Annotated in this window: 16 protein-coding genes and 4 tRNA genes; 2 read left to right on the top strand and 18 right to left on the bottom strand. The window is 43.0% G+C overall.

Translation table 11 applies throughout. The annotated features are described in order from the left end of the window. Positions 1 to 13: 13 nt before the first annotated feature. Genes HVMH_RS06035 through HVMH_RS06025 form a run of 3 tightly spaced genes read right to left on the bottom strand, consistent with a single transcriptional unit; the run spans position 14 to position 4,472 of the window. Complete coding sequence (locus HVMH_RS06035; RefSeq protein WP_029908919.1) at positions 14 to 1,384, bottom strand: ABC transporter permease; 1,371 nt, start codon at positions 1,382 to 1,384, stop codon at positions 14 to 16. After that, positions 1,381 to 2,361, bottom strand: coding sequence for an ABC transporter permease (locus tag HVMH_RS06030; protein ID WP_029908917.1), 981 nt, complete (start codon positions 2,359 to 2,361; stop codon positions 1,381 to 1,383). The genes HVMH_RS06035 and HVMH_RS06030 overlap by 4 nt, the downstream gene beginning before the upstream one ends. After that, positions 2,361 to 4,472, bottom strand: coding sequence for an ABC transporter substrate-binding protein (locus tag HVMH_RS06025; protein ID WP_051622965.1), 2,112 nt, complete (start codon positions 4,470 to 4,472; stop codon positions 2,361 to 2,363). Before HVMH_RS06025 ends, HVMH_RS06030 begins: the two co-directional genes overlap by 1 nt. A gap of 251 nt (positions 4,473 to 4,723) precedes the next feature. Between HVMH_RS06025 and HVMH_RS06020 the strand changes: the two genes are divergently transcribed. Beyond that, entirely contained in the window at positions 4,724 to 5,500 is a 777-nt protein-coding gene (locus tag HVMH_RS06020; protein ID WP_029908913.1) for an enoyl-ACP reductase FabI, read from the top strand. A 150-nt stretch (positions 5,501 to 5,650) separates the two neighbouring features. Here HVMH_RS06020 and HVMH_RS06015 read toward each other — a convergent pair. The 9 genes from HVMH_RS06015 to tig form a co-directional block, all read right to left on the bottom strand. After that, positions 5,651 to 5,727 (bottom strand) — tRNA-Asp (locus tag HVMH_RS06015). A gap of 21 nt (positions 5,728 to 5,748) precedes the next feature. Further along, positions 5,749 to 5,824: transfer RNA gene (locus HVMH_RS06010), tRNA-Val, on the bottom strand. A 30-nt stretch (positions 5,825 to 5,854) separates the two neighbouring features. Further along, positions 5,855 to 5,931 (bottom strand) — tRNA-Asp (locus tag HVMH_RS06005). A gap of 17 nt (positions 5,932 to 5,948) precedes the next feature. Continuing rightward, positions 5,949 to 6,024: transfer RNA gene (locus HVMH_RS06000), tRNA-Val, on the bottom strand. A gap of 400 nt (positions 6,025 to 6,424) precedes the next feature. Beyond that, complete coding sequence (locus HVMH_RS05995) at positions 6,425 to 6,697, bottom strand: HU family DNA-binding protein (RefSeq protein ID WP_029908910.1); 273 nt, start codon at positions 6,695 to 6,697, stop codon at positions 6,425 to 6,427. A 115-nt stretch (positions 6,698 to 6,812) separates the two neighbouring features. Further along, on the bottom strand, positions 6,813 to 9,251 hold the full coding sequence (lon, locus tag HVMH_RS05990; protein WP_029908908.1) for an endopeptidase La: 2,439 nt from the start codon (positions 9,249 to 9,251) through the stop codon (positions 6,813 to 6,815). Between the two features lie 90 nt (positions 9,252 to 9,341). Next, positions 9,342 to 10,592 carry an ATP-dependent Clp protease ATP-binding subunit ClpX gene (gene clpX / locus HVMH_RS05985; protein WP_029908905.1) on the bottom strand — a complete coding sequence of 417 codons (1,251 nt, stop codon included), beginning with the start codon at positions 10,590 to 10,592 and terminating at the stop codon, positions 9,342 to 9,344. Between the two features lie 12 nt (positions 10,593 to 10,604). Beyond that, the gene (gene clpP / locus HVMH_RS05980; RefSeq protein WP_029908903.1) at positions 10,605 to 11,213 is read right to left on the bottom strand and encodes an ATP-dependent Clp endopeptidase proteolytic subunit ClpP; all 609 of its coding nucleotides are present in this window, start codon (positions 11,211 to 11,213) and stop codon (positions 10,605 to 10,607) included. A 142-nt stretch (positions 11,214 to 11,355) separates the two neighbouring features. After that, positions 11,356 to 12,669 carry a trigger factor gene (gene tig / locus HVMH_RS05975; RefSeq protein WP_029908901.1) on the bottom strand — a complete coding sequence of 438 codons (1,314 nt, stop codon included), beginning with the start codon at positions 12,667 to 12,669 and terminating at the stop codon, positions 11,356 to 11,358. Positions 12,670 to 12,922: 253 nt separating this feature from the next. Here tig and HVMH_RS05970 point away from each other — a divergent pair, with 253 nt between their 5' ends. Next, positions 12,923 to 13,138 (top strand): YgaP family membrane protein, encoded by a 216-nt coding sequence (locus HVMH_RS05970; protein WP_029908899.1) that lies wholly within the window; start codon positions 12,923 to 12,925, stop codon positions 13,136 to 13,138. Positions 13,139 to 13,175: 37 nt separating this feature from the next. On the opposite strand, the gene HVMH_RS05965 is transcribed toward HVMH_RS05970, so the two are convergent. From HVMH_RS05965 to HVMH_RS05940, 6 genes are all read right to left on the bottom strand, one after another. After that, positions 13,176 to 15,125, bottom strand: a complete 1,950-nt coding sequence (locus HVMH_RS05965) for an ABC-F family ATP-binding cassette domain-containing protein (RefSeq protein WP_029908897.1) — start codon at positions 15,123 to 15,125, stop codon at positions 13,176 to 13,178. Positions 15,126 to 15,134: 9 nt separating this feature from the next. Further along, entirely contained in the window at positions 15,135 to 15,827 is a 693-nt protein-coding gene (gene lolD, locus HVMH_RS05960; protein WP_029908896.1) for a lipoprotein-releasing ABC transporter ATP-binding protein LolD, read from the bottom strand. Beyond that, positions 15,820 to 17,070 (bottom strand): lipoprotein-releasing ABC transporter permease subunit, encoded by a 1,251-nt coding sequence (locus HVMH_RS05955; RefSeq protein ID WP_029908894.1) that lies wholly within the window; start codon positions 17,068 to 17,070, stop codon positions 15,820 to 15,822. The genes lolD and HVMH_RS05955 overlap by 8 nt, the downstream gene beginning before the upstream one ends. An 18-nt stretch (positions 17,071 to 17,088) precedes the next feature. Next, complete coding sequence (locus HVMH_RS05950; protein WP_029908893.1) at positions 17,089 to 17,712, bottom strand: trimeric intracellular cation channel family protein; 624 nt, start codon at positions 17,710 to 17,712, stop codon at positions 17,089 to 17,091. Between the two features lie 133 nt (positions 17,713 to 17,845). Then, the gene (locus HVMH_RS05945) at positions 17,846 to 19,156 is read right to left on the bottom strand and encodes an NAD(P)/FAD-dependent oxidoreductase (protein ID WP_029908892.1); all 1,311 of its coding nucleotides are present in this window, start codon (positions 19,154 to 19,156) and stop codon (positions 17,846 to 17,848) included. A 240-nt stretch (positions 19,157 to 19,396) separates the two neighbouring features. Further along, the gene (locus HVMH_RS05940) at positions 19,397 to 20,620 is read right to left on the bottom strand and encodes an RND transporter family protein (RefSeq protein WP_155837647.1); all 1,224 of its coding nucleotides are present in this window, start codon (positions 20,618 to 20,620) and stop codon (positions 19,397 to 19,399) included. Positions 20,621 to 20,692 lie beyond the last annotated feature (72 nt).

Raw genomic sequence — 20,692 nt, 5'->3', positions numbered from 1 at the left:
AAAACTTGTTGGATTATTTCGTGTTATCTCTAGGGTTCAATACGGTCTGTACCCTATCTGAGAAAAGGTTGGCGGCCAGCACCAGAATAAACATAAACACGAATGCAGAAAACAGTGACCACCAAACCATAGGTTCTCGCGCCATTTCCAGACGTGCTTGGTTGATCATATTCCCCCAACTGTTCATAGTAGGGTCAACACCGACTCCGACATAAGACAGTACAGCTTCTGCAAGCACCAGACTACTGAAATCCAATACGACCGATATTAATACAATATGCATGACATTTGGCAAAATATGACGCGAGATGACTTTGGCTCTGCTCACGCCAAAAGCACGGGCTGCAACGACATATTCCATCTGGCTGATTTTAAGGGTTTCGGCACGCAACAAGCGGCACAGTCCTGTCCAGCTAGTAACCCCCAGAATGCCCACCAAAAACAACAAACGTAAATCGGCGCGCTCGGCGGTAGATTGCATCCAATCCGGATGGTTGTTAATCATGACTTGCATCACCAGCACTGCGGCGGCAATCAATAATACGCTGGGAATGGAATTCAACGTGGTGTAAAGATACTGGATGACATCATCGACCCAACCTTTGAACAGCCCTGCGGTAATCCCCAAGGTCAACGCTATCGGCAACATCACCAAAGTAGTCAGCACACCAATCAATACGCCAGTACGAATACTCTTGAGCGTTTCATAAAGTACGTCGATGCCGACTTGATCTGTCCCCAATACATGGAATGAATAACTGAGGATGAATAACCAACTCATCACGACCACAAGCAATGTCAGAGTAATGTAAGCGGTACGCCAAGGTAACTTGGTTTGCTCAAACCAAATGGCGGATAGCATTCCGATTAATGACGTTTGATTAAGTCTGGCAAGATACAAACCGTGCAAACCAATCAAAACCGCACTAATAACCAAACCTAGCGCGATGGCTTCAATGCTTTGCATCCATATCGAAGCGGTAGCATCAACATGCTTAAGCGGTAGATACACCTGCTGCATTTCACCATTCAAGCCCATCTGTGTTGACTTGGTAAACTCAGACAGTGCAAAAGGTGCTGAATAAGTGCGCTCGGTTGCAGACACCAAATGCGTCAGTAAAACATCCAAAAAACTGCCAGGTTGGGTATTGGCATGCGCCAAGTGGATTTGCACCGAGTCCATCAATGCTATCGCAAAATACGTCACCAGAATAATGGCGGCAATCATCGCAACATTGGATTCAAACACGCGATGCCATTGCGCTTTGACCTGCTCAGACCGACCAATCACTCTCGACCAAACCAACAGGCTGAAAAACAGCCCCCAGATCATGATATCAGTCCAAAAGAAATAAATGGAAATGCCGTTGAACAAAGGAATCATCCGTTCAACCTCACTCTTGGATCAAAGAAGGTATAGGAGATATCCGTCAGGATTAAACCGAAGATGTACAACACGGAACCTAGGAATACCATTGCCTTAACGATGCCGAAGTCCTGCGAGTTGATGGCATCAATGGTGTAGCTCCCCAACCCGGGGATGCCGAAGAAGGACTCCATAATCAAGCTTCCCATAAACAAGGTCGGAATCACCACCACGACGCCAGTCAAAATCGGCAACAAGCCATTTTGCACCACGTGCTTGAACAAGACGGAAATTTCAGACAGCCCTTTTGCCCTTGCGGTGCGCACATAGTCTTTATTGATTTCTTCCAAGAACAAGCTTCGGTACCAGCGCACGCCGGAACCTAACCCTGCGAACACGCCAATCAAAATAGGCAGAACGACGAATTTCGCGCCCTCCCATCCTGTGGCATAGCCGGAAATAGGCACCCAATGCAATAATTTACTGAACAAGACTTGTCCGGCAATAATGTAGAACAACCCGGAAATCGACATGATAGCGACCGCAATTGTCATGGTGACCGAATCCAACACCGAACCTCGGAACAGCACAATCAATAGTGCTAAAGCGATGTTGGTAATCAACCCAATCATAAACGTCGGTAAGGCAATCGACAAACTCGGTACCATGCGTTGCAAAATATCACTGGAAATCTGCCTACCGGCATCAGACTGCCCAAAGTCGAACATAAAGAGTTTCAGCGACTCTTGCGTGAACAGGGTATTTGTCACTTTTTCAAAGCCAGGTGCCTTCTCATTGAAGAACAACGGTTTGTCATAGCCGTGGGCCACTTTCCATGCCTGAATCAACTCAGGTGACGTTTGCTTGGCACCTAGCTGCGCACGCGCCATGTCATCCGGTGTATTAACCATGAAAAACAACGCAAAGGTAATAAGGTTAACACCAATGAGTATCGGGATGGCATAGAGCAATCGACGGATGATATAGGCAAACATCAGGCGACATCCTCTTTGTCAGCATCAATGCGTGAATGTAATCGTCTCAAATAGGCTTTTCTCAAAGGGTATATCGAACCGATGACAATCAGCAAAACGAAAATAAACGGCCAGATAACCGGCTTGTTCCAAGCTTGTTGTTCTTGATAACGTTTTTGGGCATCAATACGCTTGTATTTGAGCGTGTTGTTTGCCAAAGGGTTTGCCCAAGCATTGTGGTACCAGTCATGATAGAGCACCAGAGTTTTCGGGTTAAATCCCCAAACCCAGGGAGCGTCTTTCTGAAGCTTGCGAATCATCTTATGAATGATTGCCATACGCTCGGGAGAATTCGGCATGGTTTTGATCTGGTCGAACCATTTGTTGTATTGCGTGTCATCATAGTTGGCACCATTCACACCTTGCCCGTTGGTATTGATCGGCGCATTGACCCCTGCCAATAAGAATAAGAAGTTTTCTGGATCAGGGTAATCCGCGTTCCAGCCCCAGGAAAACATTTGTACTTTGGCGGTGCGAACTTTATCTTGAAAACGGTTGTAATCGGTGGCACGCACTGCGAGCTGAATACCGAGTTTCGCAAATTGCTTGCGGTACCAATTCAACATGGATTTGCTGTCAGGTCCGGTTGCTGCCGTGTCATAGTAAAGCACCAATGGCGAACCATCTGCTTTACGTCCACCGGGATACCCTGCTTCCGTCAACAGCTTTTTGGCGACTTCTATCGACTTTCGTTTGGCTCGTCCATTGGTACCATTGCCTATCCAGTCATAAACATAAGGGTCAATGCCCTCTTTACCGGATTGATAACCGGCAACCCCCGGCGGAATCGGACTTTGTGCAACAATGCCGCGCCCATTTAAGAAAATGGAAATATAGTCTTCCATATTGATGGCAATACTGATGGCTTGGCGCAGCTTGCGTTGCTTTTCGGTGTAGCCACCTACAACCGGATCCGCCATATTGAATGCGAAATAGAAAATGGTCGGCTCAACTTGATTCAGGAAATGGATGCCCTTTTCTTTCATCGCTTGCGTTAACGCCATATTGCCGCTGGATGAAACGGAAATCGCCTGGTCAAAACTGTCGGATGACACACCTGAAGCATCATAGTAGCCTTGGAGGAATTTATTCCATAAAGGCACGCTTTCCTTCTCCAGCGAATAGATGACTTCATTGATGAAAGGCAAAGGTTTACCCGCGTCTTTCAAAAGGGACTTTGGCGCGCTGGCCGGCAAGCCATGCGATGGATAGACTTCATGATCGAAATTCGGGTTCTTCAATAACCTCATACGTTTATTCGGATTGTTCTCCACCAACATATAAGGGCCTGTGCCCACGGGAAAAGTATCCAGCGTAATATTCTTTTGTTTCAACGCCGCCTGACGATAAAAACGCACTGCCTCCCAAGGCACCGGTGCAAAGAAATTCATGCTCATCCAATATAGAAATTGTGGATACAAACCTTTGATTTTAATAGAGAATACATCATTAGAAACGACTTTAACGCCGGAGATAGCTTCTTTCCTGAAAGCAAAATCTAGGTTCTGCGAAACTTGTTTTGAAACCTTATCTGAATAGGCTTTTAGCCCAACAATATACTGCTGCATCGTCCCCAAAATAGGCGAATGATTTTGTTTCAATGCCATGCGCTGAATCGCATAGACATAATCTGCGGCGGTGAGTTTGCGCGTATCTTGCAACTTGAAGTCACCAGGGCTTTGAATCCCGTTAACATCCTCAGCACTCAAATGACCATAGACTAGATTCTCATTGGCATCTTTGACAAAGGCAGGATGCGGCTGGAAATAGATTTCAGGCTTTAGCGTAAAGCGGTATTCCGTATAGGCCAACCTGGCAGATTTTTCATCGACTTTATTGCCGTCTTTATCCAGGTAAGAAACCTGCGGCATGTTCATCAACGTTAATGGCTCCAAGCTATAAGGTCGCTTGAAGTAATGGTATTGCAAAGGTGGTTCGTAAACCTGGCTGATAATCGCCCACTCATTGGCATTATAAGAGACAACTGGATCAAGATGTTTAGGTGGAGATGAGAAGGAAGAGTAGAGAATGTCTTGTTGGGTCTGCCCTACTGGATAAGGGCTATTCCACATAGAGCCCGAGCAAGCAGTTAGTCCCGATATCAACAGTAAGAATACAACAGCACGTCCGATCAAAATTCTGCCTTAATTCCTAAGTATGGTTTTGGTAAGACATTAAACATAATAACGCTGCAAGCCAGTATACACCAGCCCATTGACATTTGGGAGATTTGGCGACAAACCTATCCTATAGAATGATTTACGTTATAATGACACCACTTTATTTATTGAAATAACAACATAAACACTTACAAGGAGTTGAAATGGGCTTCCTAGCAGGTAAAAAGGCACTGATTGTTGGCGTAGCCAATAACAAATCCATTGCTTACGGTATCGCTAAGCAAATGCATGAGCAAGGCGCTGAAATCGCATTAACTTACCAAACTGAAAAACTACAAAGTCGTGTTGAGAAAATCGCCGAGGAATTAGGAAGCAACATCGTTTTGCCTCTTGATGTTACTTCTGACGAGCAAATCGCAAACGTTTTTGCAGAACTTAAAAAATCTTGGGGTGGTTTGGACATTCTGGTTCACTCGGTTGCTTTCGCTCCGCGTGAAGAGCTTGAAGGACGCATGATCGATGCATCGACTCGCGACGGCTTCTCTATCGCTCATGACATTTCTGCCTACAGCTTAACAGCTTTGACCAAAGCTGGTTATGACATGCTTAAGGCTAATCAAGGTTCTGTGATGACAGTATCTTACCTGGGTGCTGAGCGCGCTGTGCCTAACTATAATGTTATGGGTATTGCCAAAGCGTCTTTAGAAGCGACTGTACGCTATTTAGCTGCAGACCTTGGTCAGGATGGCATTCGCGTTAATGCTGTCTCTGCAGGACCTATCCGTACCCTTGCTGCATCAGGTATCAAAGACTTCCGTACTATGCTTGATAAAGCGGCGGCTGCGACGCCTCTTCGTCGTAATGTTACGATTGAAGAAGTAGGTAACACTGCGGCGTTCCTATGCTCTGATCTAGCATCAGGTATCACTGGTGAAATCACTTATGTTGATGGCGGCTACAATATCGCGTCTTCTAACTAAGATAAGCTGATTGCAATTAAGAATCCCCTTCACTGGGGATTTTTTATATCCAAAATTTATGAAAATGAAATATGCAGAAACATAGAAGTATTCCAGAGTTCTCTGGCTTCTAGTGTAGATTTAAAATTCGATAAAAATAAAGAAGAATAATGGCGGAGTGGACGGGACTCGAACCCGCGACCCCCTGCGTGACAGGCAAGTATTCTAACCAGCTGAACTACCACTCCGTACAGGTGTCAAAAAATAAATGGTGGGTGATACTGGGTTCGAACCAGTGACCCTCGCCTTGTAAGGGCGATGCTCTCCCAGCTGAGCTAATCACCCGAATTAAAGAATTAATTCGTGTTATAAAAATGGCGGAGTGGACGGGACTCGAACCCGCGACCCCCTGCGTGACAGGCAAGTATTCTAACCAGCTGAACTACCACTCCGTACAGGTTGTCAAAATTGGTGGGTGATACTGGGTTCGAACCAGTGACCCTCGCCTTGTAAGGGCGATGCTCTCCCAGCTGAGCTAATCACCCAACTCTGACTTTTATAACCATTAAGTTACAGATTTGTTATAAACAACGCTGCCCCTTAACTGATGGGCGTATTATAAAGACTCGGCTTCCATTGTCAAACCAAAATCTTCATTTTTTACGATTTTATATTTAGTCCCTAAACAAATAGCTACTACAAGACAAAAGCTCACTTCTCTATAACAAACAAACTGCGTTTTGAAGCCCCTTGCAGATGATTCACACTTCACGTGTAGAGGTGATTAGATTTTTAAATCTATTAAGAGACATCTAGGAAAAATAAAGATGCGTGTTTCCAAATAAAAACAACTATTTATAAGGAAAATCAACAAATGAACTTAAAAATTTAGGACATAAAAAAACCTCCACAAGGGAGGTTCTTTTCAGAAGAAGGAAAACTCTATTAGTTAACTGCTTCTTTTAGTGCTTTACCAGCAGAGAATTTTGGAACTTTTGCTGCTGGGATTTGCATTTCTGCTCCAGTTTGTGGATTACGGCCAGTACGCGCAGAACGCTCCCCAACTTTAAATGTACCAAAACCGATAATTGCAACCGAGTCACCAGAGCTTAACGCTTTAGTAACAGTTGAAACGGCAGCGTCCAATGCGCGAGCCGCATCAGCTTTAGTTAGACCAGCTTCTTCAGCAATTGCAGCAACTAATTCAGTCTTATTCATGTTTGAGTTTCTCCATAAGTATTTAGTGTCTTACAAACCACTTTAATGGCTTGAGGTAGTTATATCAACGAACAATATTTACTGTCAAGCCATGTTTTCGCATTTTTTTACGAATTTAGTGCCTTTTATGATCTTTTTTAAGATTTTTGGCTTTTACGGTCTCATTTGCCACAATTTTTTCTATTACTTCATCATCCAAGTTTATAGAAGATTCTGCTTGTTTAGGCATAGATTCCAGCGCGATTTTAAAGACTTCATCAATCCATTGAACAGGATGAATATCTAAACCTTTCTTCACTTCTTCGGGAATCTCAGACAAATCACGTATGTTGTCATAAGGAATCAAAACTGTTTTGATTCCACCACGAGAAGCTGCTAAAAGTTTTTCTTTCAACCCACCAATTGGAAGAACTTCACCCCTTAGAGTAATCTCTCCTGTCATGGCGACATCTGCTCTCACAGGAATTTGTGTCAAAACAGAAGCTATTGCCGTACAAATGGCAATACCAGCACTCGGCCCATCTTTTTTGGTCGCACCTTCCGGGAAATGCAGATGGATATCTTGCTTTTCATAGAAGTCGTCAGTCAGCCCAAGTTCTTTGGTTCGACTTCTAATCACACTCATTGCTGCTTGGGTTGACTCCTGCATAACACTACCTAGCTGACCCGTTGAGGTATTCTTACCCTTCCCGGGCATAGCGGTCGCCTCAATACGCAACAAATCACCACCAACTCGAGTCCAGGCCAAACCAGCTACCTGCCCTATCTGGTTCTTTTCGTCAGCCAACCCAATGCGATACTTAGCAACACCAAGATATTCTTCCAAATCATCTACCGTTAAATGAATAGAGGATAAAGAATCATCTGTCACCAGTTTTTTCACCACTTTTCGGCATATCTTGGATAATTGCTGGTTCAACAAACGCACACCCGCTTCTCTTGTATAAAGCTGAATGATTTTAGTAATAACAGCTTCATCAACCTGAAGTTCATTAGACTTTAAGCCGTGATTTTTAATCTCTTTGGGCAATAAATGCTGTTGCGCGATATTAAGCTTTTCATTCTCGGTATAACCTGACAAATCAATGATTTCCATTCTATCCATCAAAGGTTCAGGAATATCCATTGAGTTAGAAGTGGCGATGAACATCACATCCGACAAGTCGTAATCAACTTCCAAGTAATGGTCGTTAAAGCTCTTGTTTTGTTCTGGATCCAACACTTCAAGCAAAGCACTCGCAGGATCACCACGTTGGTCACGAGCCATCTTATCGATTTCATCCAACAGGAATAACGGGTTACGTGTCCCGGCGATCTTCATTTTCTGGATGATTCGCCCTGGCATAGCACCCAAGTATGTCTTACGATGCCCTCTGATTTCAGCTTCATCGCGAACGCCACCCAATGACATACGGACATATTTACGGTTGGTCGCTTCAGCAATGGAACGCGCCAAGGAGGTTTTACCCACACCCGGCGGCCCCACCAAACACAAAATAGGGCCCTTCAATTTGTTGACACGCTTTTGAACCGCCAGGTATTCAACAATACGCTCTTTTACTTTTTCCAGGCCATAATGCTGTGTATCCAGAACATTTTGTGCTTTGCTTAAATCTTTGGAAACACGAGAACGTTTTTTCCACGGGATATTAACTAGCCACTCTAGATAGGTGCGGACGATATTCGCTTCTGGAGATTGAGAAGACATTTGCTTAAGTTTCTTCAGCTCATCTTCAGCCACTTTCTTAGCTTCTGGTGTCATACCAACAGAATCAATCTGCTCTTTTAAACGATTGAATTCTGTCACATTGTCTTCAGCGCCTTCACCAAGCTCTTCATGAATCGCCTGCAATTTCGTATTTAAGTAGAAATTGCGTTGTGTTTGATCCATTTTCTTCTTAACGCGTTGGTTAATTCTGCTTTCCGACTCCAACAAATCAATTTCTGATTCGATCGTCGCTAGAATTTTTTCCAAGCGATCGGTCAAAGAAAGCATTTCAAGCAAAGTCTGCTTGTCTTCAATACTCAACTTCAAGTTCGCGGAAATAGTGTCAACCAACTGATTAGGGTCATCTGTTTTCTGAACGCTTTTTTGTACTTCAGAAGGCACTTTTTTCTTAAGATCAGCATAACTTTGAAAGCTTTTCTGAATAGATCGGACAAGTGCTTGCTCTTCAACGCCAAGCGTTTCATTAATTGCCACTTGCTGAATATCGCCCGTTAAATACTGGTCTTGGTCGTTCAAATCTATCAGCTCAAAACGTTTGACCCCTTCAACCAACACTTTCAATGTGCCATCAGGCAACTTCAACAACTGAAGAATGTTTGCCATGACCCCGATTTTATAAAGACTATCCAAGGTCGGTGTTTCTTGTGTAGCGTTCTTCTGCGTTACCAAAAAGATTTGCTTATCTTCTTGCATGGCTGCATTCAATGCGTTCATTGACTTTTCACGCCCAACAAAAAGCGGCACAACCATACCTGGGAAGACAACGACATCCCTCAGTGCAAGAACGAAAACATTTGTTTTAAAATCGATTTGATCTATGTCCATACAACAACCATCTGAACTGAAAAATAAGCCAGTAGGATTACTGGCTTATATATTCTCAAGAATTTTTAAATAGATGCGCGTTGAAAGAATCTAGCTTGAGACTTTTTTCGCGCTTTCTTTGTACATTAACAGCGGTTTTTTCTGACCTTTAATCACCGCTTTGTTAATAACGACTTTTTCGACATCCGACATACTTGGCAAGTCATACATAGTATCAAGCAAAGTATGCTCCAAAATTGAACGCAAACCACGAGCGCCCGTTTTTCTTTCAATTGCCATCTTGGCAATTTCACTCAGGGCGTCTTTTCTGAACTGAAGCTCAGCGCCCTCAAGCTCAAACATTTTCTGGAACTGTTTCACCAAAGCATTTTTAGGCTCAGTTAGAATTTGAATCAATGCTTCTTCATCCAACTCTGCAAGTGCTGCGACTACCGGCAAACGCCCAACAAACTCAGGGATCAAACCAAACTTAATCAAATCTTCCGGCTCGATTTCCTTAAATTTTTGTGTCAAGGTCGCTTTTTCATCTTTGGATTTCACTTCAGCTGAGAAACCAATACCGACATTTTTCTCAGTTCTCTGCTCAATGATTCTATCCAAGCCTTCAAAAGCACCACCTACGATAAACAATATCTTAGAGGTATCAACTTGAATCATGTCTTGATTCGGATGCTTACGCCCACCCTGTGGCGGAATATTCGCAACCGTACCTTCAATCAGTTTCAACAAAGCTTGTTGAACTCCTTCACCAGAAACATCTCGAGTGATTGATGGGTTTTCAGACTTACGTGTAATCTTATCGATTTCATCAATATAGATAATGCCACGTTCCGCTTTCTCTGGATCGTTGTCACACTTTTGAAGTAGCTTAAGAACGATACTCTCAACATCTTCACCAACATAACCTGCTTCAGTCAAGGTTGTTGCATCCGCTATAGCAAAAGGAACATCCAGCAGTCTTGCCATGGTTTGAGCCAGCAATGTTTTCCCAGAACCAGTCGGCCCAATCAGCAGAATGTTACTTTTGTTAAGCTCAACATCATCTTTTGCGTGACCGCTCTGAAGGCGTTTGTAATGATTATAAACCGCTACGGACAATACCTTTTTAGCTTGCTGTTGACCGATAACATAATCATCAAGAATGGCGCTAATTTCATGAGGCGTTGGCAAGTTTTCCAACTCAAATGTGCTTAACTCTTCTTCACCAAACTCTTCTTTAAGAATATCATTACATAACTCGACACACTCATCGCAAATATAAACGGATGGCCCGGCAATCAATTTTTTGACTTCGTCTTGTGCTTTCCCACAAAACGAACAATACAATGTTTTCTCACTCATAACTCACACCCGTTATCCGTTGCGGCTGTTTAATACTTTATCCACCAAGCCGTATTCACAAGCTTGTTCTGCACTCATAAAGTTGTCTCGATCAGTGTCTTGTTCGATACGCTCTATCGGCTGCCCAGTATGATCTGCCAAAGCACGATTCAACTTGTCTTTGATTTGTAGAATTTCCTTAGCGTGAATTTCAATATCAGAAGCTTGGCCTTGGAAACCACCCAAAGGCTGGTGAATCATGACTCTTGAGTTAGGCAAAGCAAAACGCTTGCCTTTTGTACCGGCAGACAACAAAAACGATCCCATGCTTGCTGCCTGACCAATACACATTGTACTGACATCAGGTTTAATGAAACGCATCGTATCATAGATGGCCATTCCAGCTGTCACGCTACCGCCAGGCGAATTGATATACAAATGGATATCTTTATCAGGGTTTTCAGATTCAAGGAACAACAATTGCGCAACAATCAAGTTCGCCATATGATCTTCAACCTGACCAACGAGAAAAATCACGCGTTCTTTCAATAAGCGTGAATAGATATCAAACGATCTCTCCCCTCTACTCGTTTGTTCGATAACCATTGGAATCAATGCATTTTGAATTTCACCTGGATACATTCAATACAACCTTTTTATATTTTGTTATTCATTCGGTTTCTATATTAGCCGTTTATCGGGCAAAAAAAAACTTAACGATGCCAATAAATCGTCACAATTTATGGCAAGGTTAAGTTTTTTATAGAACTAAGGAGGAAATATATTAACCAGCTTGGTTAACTACGTCGTCAAAAGACTTCTTAACTTCCTTAACTTTAGCTTTACCAAGAATCAAGCTAGCAACTTGCTTCTCAACCAACAATGAATCAATTTCACGCTGAGCTTGAGGGTTTTTAGCATACCATTCGATTACTTGCTGAGGATCTTCGTATGAAGACGCTTGCTCTTCAATATAAGCTTTCCTGTCCGCTTCAGTTGCTTCGATTTTGTTTTCTTTGATGATATCACCCAAAACCAATCCAAGTTTTACGCGAGTTTCAGCGTCAGACATGAAAGCTTCAATTGTCAAACCAACATCTTCTGGCTTGATGCCTTGTTGTTGGAAGTTTTGCGCTTGACGCTGCATCAAATCAGAAGCTTCTTGTTCAACAGCAGATTTTGGCAATTCAATTTTAACCGCATCAGACAACGCATCGAAAACCGCTGTACGGTTTTTACTGTCAACTGCTCTAGACAATTCTTTTTCCATGTTTGAACGAATTTCTGTTCTCAAAGCTTCTTCAGTACCTTCTTCAATACCGAAAGACTTAACAAACTCTTCGTCCATTTCTGGCACTACTTTTGTCTGAATAGAATGAACAGTGATGTCAAAAGTAACGGTTTGCCCTTTTAGTTCTTCTGAATGATAGTCTTCAGGGAAAGTTACTTCGATAACTTTCTCTTCACCTTTCTTCATACCGATGATACCGTCTTCAAAACCAGGAATCATCTGGCCACCACCCAATACCAAAGGTACGTTTTCTGCGCTACCACGGTCAAATGCAACACCATCTTTCTTACCAACGAAATCGATGATAACTTGCTCACCTTTTTTCGCTTTTTTCGCTGCACTTTTCGAAGGCTGCCAAACCATTTTTTGCTCAAGTAACTTATTTAGCATGTTGTCGACATCTTTGTCAGCCACTTCAGCCTGAATAGAGTCAACTTTTAGCTTCGCAAGATCAGGTAATTTAACTTCTGGGAAGATTTCAAAACGTGCTGTAAATTCGATTGAACCGTCTTTTTCATCAAGACTATCAAACATTGGATACCCAGCAACATTCAACTCTTCTTTGGTAACTGCTTCATAGAATGATTGTTGGACAGCATCCCCCATCAATTCTTGACGAACTTGACCACCGTAACGCTTTTTGACAACGCTCATTGGCACTTTACCAGGACGGAAACCATCCATTTTTACGTTGCGGCGCATTTCAGCTAAGCGCTTTTCAACTTTTGAATCCAAATCACCAGAAGGCATTACAACGGTGATTTTATGTTCTAAACCTGACTTTGGTTTTTCGACTGTTACTTGCATGATGTCACTTTCTCAAAATTAAAAATTCGGTCGTACTTCTAAATACAGGCCAATAACCCAGCCCGAAGTACCTCTTAAAACAAACGTCGAATTATACTGAATTTATTCATAAATATAAAGGCATCAAATATATAGACTAAATTAACCAGTGCCATGATTTAAGTCCTCAATAATATTTTGAAAGATTGACATATCAGTATTTTCTTATATAATTTGTTTTAATCTAGCCATTAAAGTATCGGAGTATCTACAAATGAAAATCGAAAAAATCATGATGATGATTGTTGGAACAATGATTTTGGTAAGTGTTGCACTGGGTTACTATGTCTCTGCGACATGGTTGCTTTTGACAGCATTCATTGGTGTTAACCTACTTATCTCAGCGTTTACAGGTTTCTGCCCAATGGCCACCATCCTGCGCAAACTTGGATTACAACATGGTTGTGCTTTCAGAGGTTGCGCTCAGTAATCTCTTATAAAGAAGCTCGGCCTAGCCCGGGCTTTTTTTATTCGTTCGAAGATAACCGTTCTGTTATCTCCATCACCTCTTCTTCAAGCATCAACCACTCTTCTTCCATAGCCGCCAAACTTTCTTTAAGCTCCGCCTCTCTTTTTAAGGTTTCAGTCAAACGTTCAGCATTCTCACTTTGATAAAGGACACTGTCCTCCAACGCTTGATGCAGTTCGGACAATTCAAGTTGTGCTTTCTCCAGTGCTTTCTCAACTTGTTTTAATCGAGATGACTGTTTACTGGTCGCTTGCTGGATTTGTTTTCTCAACTGTGCGCCAGCCTGTCGTTTCTCTTTTTTGTTTGGGACTTGTTGCGCTTTATCAATTTGTTGCTCACGCTCATCAACTTTCTGGCTTTTTATCCACTGTAAGCGTTGGTTTAGGTATTCATCCAACGAGCCGAAGTAGGCTTCCACTTGCCCTGCGTGTACCCACCAATATTGATCGACAATACTGGAAAGCAAGTGACGATCATGAGTGACTAAAATTAATGCACCATTGAACTCCTGCAAAGCCATGTCCAAAGCGTCACGCGTTTCCATATCTAAATGGTTGGTCGGCTCATCCAAAATAATCAGGTTCGGTTTTTGGTACACCATCAAAGCCAATGAAAGGCGCGCTTTTTCACCACCGGAAAAGTGCTTTGTCGCCTCAAGTGCTTTTTCATTCGTAAAACCAAATCGCCCCAGAAAGCTTCTAGCATCCTGATCTGAAATGAGCGATCCATCTTCTATATTTTGCTTATCCAGCTGAATCAAGTGCTGCAAGGGAGACCAGTCTAACGTCAGGGCTTCTAGTTGATGCTGTGCAAAATAACCGGTCTTCAAACCTTTTGCATGAATGACTTTACCCGCTTGCGGCTGAAGTTCTCGTATCAATAGCTTTAGAAGAGTTGACTTCCCCGAGCCATTGACACCAACCAACCCTATTCTGTCGCCAGCCCTGAGTACCAAGTTGGCATTATGAATAATTTCCTTGTCATAACCAAAGCTCATGCCTTCCACTTTCAACATCGGATCCGGCAAGTAATCTGGCTGAAAGAAGCTAAACTTGAATGGATTGACCGCTTGAACCGCGGCAATCTCTTCCATACGCTCCAATGCCTTAACTCGGCTTTGTGCCTGCTTTGCTTTGGAAGCTTTTGCTTTAAAACGTGAAATGAATGTCTTCAAATGCTGCATTTGGACTTTTTGCGCTTCATGCAAAGACTGCTGCTGCATCAACTGCGCATTCTTTTGCCGCTCAAAAGATTCGAAATTTCCTGAAAAGAAGTGAATTTTTTGCTGTTCGATTTGGGCAACCCCCGAAACCACTTCATCCAAGAAAAAGCGGTCATGGGAAATAACAATCACTGCACCTTCATAGCTTTTAAGCCACTGTACCAGCCAGGAAACCGCTTCGATATCCAAGTGGTTGGTAGGTTCATCCAACAACAACAGGTCTGAACGTTGCATTAACGCTCTTGCCAACTTCAGTCTAACTTGCCAGCCACCTGAAAATGCGGATAAAGATTTAGAAAAAGCTTCTTCTTCAAACCCTAAACCAAACAAAAGCTGCTTAGCTTTTTGCGGAACAAGATAACCGGAGATACGATCTAGGCGATCATAAGCATGGACCAAATCATCTTGATTGCCTTTTTCCTCGGCCATGCGAATGCTTTGCTGAACATCTGCATAGAGTTCATCACCATCAATTACAAACTGCAATGCATTGACATCGGTGACCGCCAACTCTTGCTGAACGCAGCCAATTATCCAGTTTGCAGGAAGCTGAATCGTTCCTGCGTCCAAAGACAACTCTCCCAAAATGGCTTTTAACAGTGTCGATTTACCGGCACCATTCTGTCCGATAAGTCCTATTTTCTGCCCAGGGTGGATCGTTAAAGATGCACTTTGTAGCAACTGCTGTTTACCGACCATCAAGTCGATAGATTGAATGCTCAACATAAAGAAAAATCAGTAGGTGAAAGGTGTGTCGACAAAGATGCCATCCAAAATATGCATTTGTCTATCCATTCTGGAAGCTAGCTTCAGATCGTGCGTCACCATAATAATGGAAGTCTGCATTTCTCGATTCAACTCCAACATCAAATCAAAGACCTGATTTGCAGAGCCTTCATCAAGATTTCCAGTTGGTTCATCTGCTAAAACACATGCAGGTTTAGTAATCAGCGCGCGCGCAATTGCCACTCTTTGGCGCTCACCGCCCGACAGCTCGGATGGTTTATGATGCAGTCTGTGCGATAATCCTACTCTACCCAGCAGCTCCGCCGCCTGTTTTTCTGCATTTTTAGCAGGTTCTCTACGAACTCTCAGCGGCAACATGACATTCTCAAGAGCGGTCAGTTCGGGCAAAAGAAAGTGGAATTGATAGATAAACCCCATGTGACGGTTTCTTAAGGTGCCACGCTTGACTGTCGATAAACCTGAAAAGTCCTGCCCCATCAAACTTACTCGCCCCTGTGTTGGCGTATCCAAACCTCCTAACAAGTGCAATAACGTGCTTTTTCCGGAACCAGAACTACCGATAATTGCCACAGTCTCATTGGTTTCCACCTGAAAATCAATGCCGTTGATTACCGCTGTTTCAAGCTTGCCGTCTTTATAGGTTTTATGAAGACCTTGCGCTTCTAAAATCAAATTACTCATAACGCAAAGCCTCCGCCGGTTGTGTCTTTGATGCTCTTCTTGCAGGATATAAAGTCGCCAATAGCGTCATGACAAACGCAATGATTGACACAGTCCAAACATCTGACCAATGTAAATCTGAAGGAATCTCGCTAATGTAATAAATATCTGGCGGAAAGAACTTAAAGCCAAACAGGTTTTCGATAAAGGGCACAATGGTTCCAATATTCAATGAGGTAATTACCCCCAGAATGGCACCAACAATCGAACCAACGGTTCCAATAATCAGCCCTTGAATGATGAAAATCGATTGAATACTAGCAGGCGTGGCGCCAATGGTTCTCAGAACAGCTATATCTTTTTCTTTATCTGTCACCACCATCACCATTGTCGAAACAATATTGAAGGCCGCCACCATAATAATAAGCGTGAGGAAAATAAACACCATACGTTTTTCCATCTGGATCGCCTTGAAGAAATTCGCATGCTCTTGCGTCCAGTCTCGAACATATAGAACTCTATCTACGTGTTGGCCAATTTCTTTTCTCACTAGCGATGTTTTAAACATGTCATCCAGTTTCAATTGTAGCCCTGAGACCTTGTCATGCATTTTGAAGACGCGTTGCGCATCAGAAATATTCACTAATGCCAGGCCATTGTCGTACTCATACATACCCGCTTCAAAGATACCAACCACGGTAAAACGTTTAACACGGGGAATCACCCCCATTGGTGAAACCGTCCCTTCCGGTGCAACCATGGTCACTTTATCACCAACCGACACTCCCAGGCCGTTTGCCAATTCGGAACCCAAAATAATGCCATAGCCTTTTGGCTTCAAATCAGCAAGCTGTCCGAACTTCATCTTAGAGTCGATATCCGCAACCTGTGGTTCATACTTGGGTGCAATCCCTCTAACGATTGCGGCTTTCACCTTGTCGCCATGTGCCAACATACCCTGTCCCATGACATTAGGGGCTGCCCCCTTGACGTGATCAAGATGAATGACTTTGTCATACAAGTCATGCCAATTTCCCAGTCTCTCATACTGCTCGGAAAGCGTCATATGCGCTGTCATACTCAAGATTCGATCTCTCAATTCTTGCTGAAAACCATTCATAACAGACAAAACCGTTATCAACGCAAAAACACCCAGCGTGATACCGATAATGGAAGATAAGGAGATAAAGGAGATAAAGCCATTTCTTCGTTTGGCTCTGGTGTAGCGAAACCCTAGCAGTAGCTCAAAAGGTTGTTTAAACATAGTTATTACTCTTCCGGGTTAATTGCGTTTTTCCGTATCAAATGCAGGTAAACTGTGGTTATACCGAACAGCCCAAACCCGGTATATGAAAATAAATCCAACTGACACAACAATCAGTAAATCGCTTGAGATAGGCAATTGCCGACCCGCGACGTACAGGATAGCACCTAAGAAAGACGCCGTGGCATAGATTTCCTTACGAAAAATAAGCGGAACCTCTCCCACCAACACGTCACGTATTACACCACCAAGTACCCCGGTCATCACTGCTGTCATGATAACGATTGGAACCGAGAAACCTAAAGAAAGGCTTTTTTGCGCGCCCAACACTGTAAATACCGCAAGGCCAAGTGCATCAAGATAGAGTAAAAGAGGAATAGGTAACCGGAAACGTTTTGAATAGAAAAAGACGAACAAAGTCGTGATAAGCACAAGATAAATATAGATATTGTGCTGAATCCAGAAAACCGGCTGACCCAACAACAAATCTCGAACTGTTCCGCCACCAACAGCGGTTACCAATGCCACAAAAAGCGCCCCAAACAAATCCAGCTGTTTTCCGCTCGCAGCCAAAAGACCGGTAATGGCAAAAACCACCGTTCCCAATAAGTCTAAGTAATAAAGAGATTGCAATACTGTCATGGCGGCTATTATAAGAGAAAATAATTAACAGAGACTTTCTAAATATTGAATTTTCGACCTCAAGAATGGATTGCCACACACAAACAAAAACGCCCTCATAAAGAGGGCGTTTAAGGTTTCAATTATGAAAAACTTACTTGTCTGCTTTCAGACGGTTAATGCCTAGCATTTTCATAATGTATTTTTGGTAAATCGGCTCAGAGTTACCAGACTTCATGTTACGGATGAAGTATTTTTCGAATGCGATTTTCGCCAAGTGAACCCACTTACCTTTTTTCGCCCACGTAAGGTTACGAGGAGGAATTTGAGGTAGTGCTACGAATGCCGCACCGGTGTCACCCATGTCCGCCAAACAAACTGTGTTCCAAGTTGGTTCTGACGCAGGTTCTTTACCAGCCAACTCATCTTCGACGTTGCGGCAGATCGCTGTTACCATTGATTCGATCATCAAACCTGTTTTTGGTGTACCACATGGTACTGGACAGGAAGCATCAACTGGTGGAATCGCAATCCCTACACCCAACGCATAAATGTTGTGGTAAGTTGGGTTACGGCTAAATTGGTCAACTTTAACGAATCCACGAGGGTTAACCAAAGGACCGCCCATATTCTCTGGCTGAACCAAATCAACCAAGAACTTAGAACCTTTAAATGCAGGTAGCATCATTGAGTAACCGAAAGGCAGTTCGTGTTGATCAATAACGTCGCCACGGTTGTTGTGCTCGTCAACGTACATTTTACCGTCTTCGATTTTGGTAACTTTTGCATTACAAATCCAGTTGATGTGACGGTTACGCATTTCAGATTCCAACAAACCTTTAGAATCACCAACACCACTTAGACCCAAGTGACCGATATATGGCTCAGCTGTAACAAAAGTCATAGGCACTTGGTTACGGATTTTACGCTTACGCAATTCCGTTTCCATAATCATTGCAAATTCATATGCAGGACCGAAACATGATGCACCTTGAACCGCACCAACAACGATTGGCCCTGGCTTTTTGCAAAACTCTTCCCATTCGTCAAAAGCTTCAACAGAGTGAGGCGTTGTGCAAATGGAAACCGTGTTACCACCATGAGACTTAGGACCGAATCCTTCAACTTCATCGAATGCCAAGCTAGGACCTGTTGCAAGAATCAAGTAGTCATAACCCATTTCTGAACCATCACTAAGTGTTAACATGTTCGCATCTGGATCCAACTTCGTAACAGTTTGATGATAAAACTCAATCCCTTTACGAACCAAGTGTGGTTCCAATTTGAATGAAATGTCTTCTGGTTTACGCCAGCCAACTGCAACCCAAGGGTTTGAAGGCACGAATGTAAATTCATCAACAGCGTTTACGACTTTGATTGTATGTTCCTTTCCTAATGTCTTACGAATATCGTAAGCCATCGGTAGACCACCGGTACTTGATCCGACCACAACAATAGTTGCCATATCGATTACTTCCTCTTAACTTTATTTTTTTATTTTGATTGCTCGATATTTCGATGAGTCATTTTGAGCCTCACGTCCCTACCAGAGCATCCTGCCTAGCCATATCGAAGGATTTGACTAAATAAGTAAGACTTATGATGGGGTATAAGGATTCAAAATAGAAATCAAATTTCATTATATTAGGAAATAGTCATATTTAATGGCGTCATACATAATTTGCTTATGACGAATCACATATTTTTATGACGTTAGTTTCTCATCACTTTTCTTTACCGAAGCGGCAATTGAAGGCATAACCGATAGCAACAGAAATGAAACCAATAAAATGGAGAGTATTGTCATCATACTCGCTTGACGAATCAACTCGTTATCGCTAAAGAGTAACACCACTAACCCAACAACCAATAACTGACTGGTCAACCAAATCGAGCGCCCAACACTGGCAAGCGCAAAGCGTGTTTTATCTTCATGCTTAGAAAAAAAGGATTGCTCCGCTTTCAAATAGCGGGAAAAGAAGTGCACAACATCATCCAACACAATACCCATTGGTACCACCAACACAAAAGGTGACAAGGCTGAAATAGCATGCCCCCAATGCATGGGGGACAAAATAACGATGACAGATAAACAACCAATCAAGGTTGCCGCCAACGCAACTTTTAAATTGCGCCATGCAAATAACAGTAAAAAGAAACTCGCAACAATCATAGTCAACACAGCTCTCATAGCATCGAACTGTTCAACCAACTGAAACACCGCCCAAGCCGCCAACAAAATGCCGATCAGCGTTAACCCTCTTCTCAACATCAGGTTGCTTTCTAAGCTTTTTGCCACAAATGACAAACCGTGTCGATCTTCATATTGCCCTACCCTGAACTCCAACAACCAATTCAACAGCACCCAAGGCAGCCAACTCAAAACCACCAAATAAGAAAACAACACCCCTACCGCTACAATCACCGCCATATTGATATAATGTGCATCAAAATAAGCCGCTACAGCAAACCCCACGACGGTGGTTAACGATGATAGTAAAATCGGCTGATGGGTTTGCCCTAGCGCTTCTGCAATAGCGTCATGCTGAAAACTACCTCTTGCCATCGCCCGCAGTAACGCGGTCACGAAATGAATCAAATGACTCATCATCATCGTCATTACAACTACCCAAGCCAAAGCGGAAACACTGTCAGGTACCAACCCAATCCAGCCTAACAACCCCAAGGTCATAACAGTCACATACAAACTAAAGCCCAGTAGCAGCACACCGGATTTCACTGAATCCATCAACTTCATGGCAACCAATGACATCAAGATAAGACTCAGCAACCCTAAACTCATTTGAGGCATACTCACCCACATCAACCCCATTAAGTTGAAAATGGATATCACTGTCAGAAAAATCAGTGCCGGTTTCTTCGATTGCGACAAAACCATTACCCAACTATATGCCCATTGTGATCTCATGAAATCCTTGATCCTTTACTTTATTATGTTCGCAAATCCGGGTCATCAACCCATCCCGCATCTGCTAAAATA

It is taken from the genome of Hydrogenovibrio marinus, assembly GCF_013340845.1.
Lineage (GTDB): Bacteria > Pseudomonadota > Gammaproteobacteria > Thiomicrospirales > Thiomicrospiraceae > Hydrogenovibrio > Hydrogenovibrio marinus.
Note: the sequence above shows the minus strand (reverse complement) of the source record. Positions and strands in the feature narration are given on the sequence as shown.

Excerpts from the sequence above, each read along its gene's own strand:
- HVMH_RS06035 (WP_029908919.1), bottom strand. The coding sequence starts at position 1,384 with ATGATTCCTTTGTTCAACGGCATTTCCATTTATTTCTTTTGGACTGAT.
- HVMH_RS06030 (WP_029908917.1), bottom strand. The coding sequence starts at position 2,361 with ATGTTTGCCTATATCATCCGTCGATTGCTCTATGCCATCCCGATACTC.
- HVMH_RS06025 (WP_051622965.1), bottom strand. The coding sequence starts at position 4,472 with ATGTGGAATAGCCCTTATCCAGTAGGGCAGACCCAACAAGACATTCTC.
- HVMH_RS06020 (WP_029908913.1), top strand. The coding sequence starts at position 4,724 with ATGGGCTTCCTAGCAGGTAAAAAGGCACTGATTGTTGGCGTAGCCAAT.
- HVMH_RS05995 (WP_029908910.1), bottom strand. The coding sequence starts at position 6,697 with ATGAATAAGACTGAATTAGTTGCTGCAATTGCTGAAGAAGCTGGTCTA.
- lon (WP_029908908.1), bottom strand. The coding sequence starts at position 9,251 with ATGGACATAGATCAAATCGATTTTAAAACAAATGTTTTCGTTCTTGCA.
- clpX (WP_029908905.1), bottom strand. The coding sequence starts at position 10,592 with ATGAGTGAGAAAACATTGTATTGTTCGTTTTGTGGGAAAGCACAAGAC.
- clpP (WP_029908903.1), bottom strand. The coding sequence starts at position 11,213 with ATGTATCCAGGTGAAATTCAAAATGCATTGATTCCAATGGTTATCGAA.
- tig (WP_029908901.1), bottom strand. The coding sequence starts at position 12,669 with ATGCAAGTAACAGTCGAAAAACCAAAGTCAGGTTTAGAACATAAAATC.
- HVMH_RS05970 (WP_029908899.1), top strand. The coding sequence starts at position 12,923 with ATGAAAATCGAAAAAATCATGATGATGATTGTTGGAACAATGATTTTG.
- HVMH_RS05965 (WP_029908897.1), bottom strand. The coding sequence starts at position 15,125 with ATGTTGAGCATTCAATCTATCGACTTGATGGTCGGTAAACAGCAGTTG.
- lolD (WP_029908896.1), bottom strand. The coding sequence starts at position 15,827 with ATGAGTAATTTGATTTTAGAAGCGCAAGGTCTTCATAAAACCTATAAA.
- HVMH_RS05955 (WP_029908894.1), bottom strand. The coding sequence starts at position 17,070 with ATGTTTAAACAACCTTTTGAGCTACTGCTAGGGTTTCGCTACACCAGA.
- HVMH_RS05950 (WP_029908893.1), bottom strand. The coding sequence starts at position 17,712 with ATGACAGTATTGCAATCTCTTTATTACTTAGACTTATTGGGAACGGTG.
- HVMH_RS05945 (WP_029908892.1), bottom strand. The coding sequence starts at position 19,156 with ATGGCAACTATTGTTGTGGTCGGATCAAGTACCGGTGGTCTACCGATG.
- HVMH_RS05940 (WP_155837647.1), bottom strand. The coding sequence starts at position 20,620 with ATGAGATCACAATGGGCATATAGTTGGGTAATGGTTTTGTCGCAATCG.